This window comes from Spirillospora sp. NPDC000708, from assembly GCF_040299565.1.
In the GTDB taxonomy this organism is placed as follows: domain Bacteria; phylum Actinomycetota; class Actinomycetes; order Streptosporangiales; family Streptosporangiaceae; genus Spirillospora.
Genome location: NZ_JBEPCJ010000208.1, coordinates 1 through 3,421 on the forward strand (window position 1 = coordinate 1; position 3,421 = coordinate 3,421).

Annotated in this window: 1 protein-coding gene and 1 riboswitch; the gene reads right to left on the reverse strand. The window is 73.8% G+C overall.

All coding sequences use genetic code 11. The features are described from left to right. Window positions 1-90: 90 nt before the first annotated feature. Entirely contained in the window at window positions 91-2,967 is a 2,877-nt protein-coding gene (gene gcvP, locus ABT299_RS52405) for an aminomethyl-transferring glycine dehydrogenase (protein ID WP_500255438.1), read from the reverse strand. 172 nt (window positions 2,968-3,139) lie between these two features. Beyond that, window positions 3,140-3,234, reverse strand: a riboswitch (glycine riboswitch). Window positions 3,235-3,421: the final 187 nt, after the last annotated feature.

Consider the following 3,421-nt stretch of genomic DNA (forward strand, 5'->3'; position numbering starts at 1 on the left):
GAGGCCGTTTCGCCGCGGAGCGCCAGCGGAGCGGGGAAACGGCCTCACGACCGTGACGGGGGTTCCAGGGGGTCGCCCCCCTGGGAAGACTCAGTCCTCGAACGCCTCCGGCGGGGGGCAGGAGCAGACGAGGTTGCGGTCGCCGTAGGCCTGGTCGATGCGGCGGACCGGGGGCCAGTACTTGGTCTCGCGGAGCGCGGGGACGGGGTAGGCGGCCTCGTCGCGGGTGTAGGCGTGCTTCCAGTCGTCGGAGACGAGGCAGGCGGCGGTGTGCGGGGCGTTCTTGAGCGGGTTGTCCTCGCGGTCGTAGCCGCCGTCGGCGACGCGCTGGATCTCCCGGCGGATCTCGATCATGGCGTCGCAGAACCGGTCGAGCTCGGCGAGGTCCTCGGACTCGGTGGGCTCGATCATCAGGGTGCCGGCGACGGGGAAGGAGAGCGTCGGGGCGTGGAAGCCGTAGTCGATGAGGCGCTTGGCGACGTCCTCGGCGGTGATGCCGGTCTCCTTGGTGATCTTGCGGAGGTCGGCAATGCACTCGTGGGCGACGAGGCCGTTGCGGCCGGTGTAGAGGATCGGGTAGTGCGGGCCGAGGCGGGCGGCGAGGTAGTTGGCGCCGATGATGGCGCCCTCGGTCGCGGCGCGCAGGCCGTCCGGGCCCATCATCGCGATGTACGCCCAGGAGATCGGCAGGATGCCCGCGGAGCCCCACGGCGCGGCGGAGATCGGGCCGACGCCGGTGCCGGCGGGGCCGGCCTCCTCGCGGAGCGGGTGGTTCGGCAGGAACGGGGCGAGGTGCTCGCGGACGCCGATGGGGCCGACGCCGGGGCCGCCGCCGCCGTGCGGGATGCAGAAGGTCTTGTGCAGGTTGAGGTGGGAGACGTCGGAGCCGAACTCGCCGGGGCGGGCGAGGCCGACGAGGGCGTTGAGGTTGGCGCCGTCGACGTAGACCTGGCCGCCGGCGGCGTGGACGGCGGCGCAGACGTCGGTGATCGACTCCTCGAACACGCCGTGCGTGGACGGGTACGTCACCATGATCGCGGCGAGCCGGTCGCCGTGCTTTCCGATCTTGGCGTGCAGGTCGTCGAGGTCGACGTTGCCGCCCTCGTCGCACTTGACGACGACGACGCGCATCCCGGCCATGACGGCGCTGGCGGCGTTGGTGCCGTGCGCCGACGAGGGGATGAGGCAGACGTCGCGGTGCTCGTCGCCGCGGGACGCGTGGTAGCCGCGGATGGCGAGGAGGCCGGCCAGCTCGCCCTGGGAGCCGGCGTTCGGCTGGACGGACACCTTGGCGTACCCGGTGATCTCGGCGAGGGCGTCCTCCAGCTCGCGGATCAGCTCGAGGTAGCCGGCGGCCTGGTCGACCGGCGCGAACGGGTGGAGGTTCGCGAACTCGGGCCAGGTGATCGGCTCCATCTCGGCGGTGGCGTTCAGCTTCATCGTGCAGGAGCCGAGCGGGATCATCGAGCGGTCGAGCGCGATGTCCTTGTCCTGGAGCCGGCGCAGGTAGCGCAGCATGGCGGTCTCGGAGCGGTGCGCGTGGAAGACCGGGTGGCTGAGGTAGGGGCTCTCGCGGCGCAGGCCGTCGGGGATCGCCTCCTCGGCGCCGCCGATCTCGGCGGGCACGCCGAACGCCTCGAGGACGGCGGTGACGTGCTCGGGGAGCGTCGTCTCGTCGCAGGCGACGGCGACGTGGTCGGCGCCGGAGGGCCGCAGGTTGATCCCGCGCTCGCGGGCGGCCGCGACGACCTCGGCGGCGCGGCCGGGGACGCGGGCGAGGACGGTGTCGAAGAACGCGCCGTGGACGACCTCGACGCCGCCGACGCGCAGGCCCGCGGCGATCTCGGCGGCGCGGCGGTGCGTCCGCTGGGCGATCGCGGCGAGGCCCTCGGGGCCGTGGTAGACGGCGTACATGCTCGCCATGACGGCGAGGAGGACCTGCGCGGTGCAGATGTTGCTGGTGGCCTTCTCGCGGCGGATGTGCTGCTCGCGGGTCTGCAGGGCGAGGCGGTACGCGGTGGCGCCGTCGGCGTCGACGGACACGCCGACGAGGCGTCCGGGAAGCTGCCGCTGGATGCCCTCGCCGACGGCCATGTAGCCGGCGTGCGGGCCGCCGAACCCGTACGGGACGCCGAACCGCTGCGCGGAGCCCACGGCGATGTCGGCGCCGGACTCCGCCGGCGGCCGCAGCAGGGTCAGGGCGAGCAGGTCGGCGGCCACGACGACCTTCGCGCCGCGCTCGTGCGCCTGCGCGGTGATCGGTTCCAGGTCGCGGACGGCGCCGGACGCGCCCGGGTACTGCAGCAGGACGCCGAAGAAGTCGCCGTCGGGCAGCCCGGCGGACAGGTCCGCGACGACGACCTCGATGCCGAGCGGGACCGCCCGGGTCCGCACGACCTCGATCGTCTGCGGCAGCGCGTCGGCGTCGACCAGGAACGTCCCGGGCTCCTTGCGCTTGGACACCCGGTGCGCGAGCGCCATGGCCTCGGCGGCGGCGGTGCCCTCGTCCAGCATGGAGGCGTTGGCGACCGGCAGGCCGGTCAGGTCGGACACGACCGTCTGGAAGTTCAGCAGCGCCTCGAGGCGGCCCTGCGAGATCTCCGGCTGGTACGGGGTGTACGCGGTGTACCAGCCCGGGTTCTCCAGGACGTTGCGCAGGATCACGCCCGGCGTGATCGTCCCGTGGTAGCCGAGGCCGATCATCGAGGTGAGGACGGTGTTGCGGGACGCCAGCTCGCGCAGCCGGGCCAGCGCGGCGGTCTCGCTCAGCGCGGGCGGCAGCTCCAGCGGCCGGGACGTGCGGATCGCCGCCGGGACGGCGTCGTCGATCAGCGCCTCCGCGCCGGAGTAGCCGATGGCGGCCAGCATCCGGGCCCGCTCGTCCGGGGACGGGCCGACGTGCCGGTCGGCGAACGTGGAACGGGGGTGCTGCGGCGAGGCCACGGGGGCGAAGAACTGGGCGGTCATGGAGAGCCTCCTGGCTGCTGCGGTCGCTCAGGGCCGCCGCCGGCAACGGGCCGGCGGCCGGTCTCCCCCTCTGTCATCGGCACCTGAGAGCTTCCCCCGCCGGGCGGGATTTCCCCTTCGGTGAGCCGCCCCTCCCCCGGTCGGGGGAACGGCGCCTGCTTTCCAGAGGTGCCTCGTCCGCGCGGTCCTTTTGCCTGAGAGGTTCCGGGGAGGTTGCCCCTTCGGCGCCCCACGCTGGCCGCATGGGGTCTCTCCCGCGCAGGGTCGACGGCATGTCCGGAACAAACCCTACCCAACCATCGCGCGCGCGATCGTCGCGCGGGGCCGCGAACCGCCGCAACGGCGGCGCGTCCCGGCGCGCGGAACCGGGGTGATGGACGGTCCGGGCATCTACCGGCAAGTACGATGTGCACAGCTCACCGGGGCGGGCCGCGGGCCGCGCGGCCACCGGGCG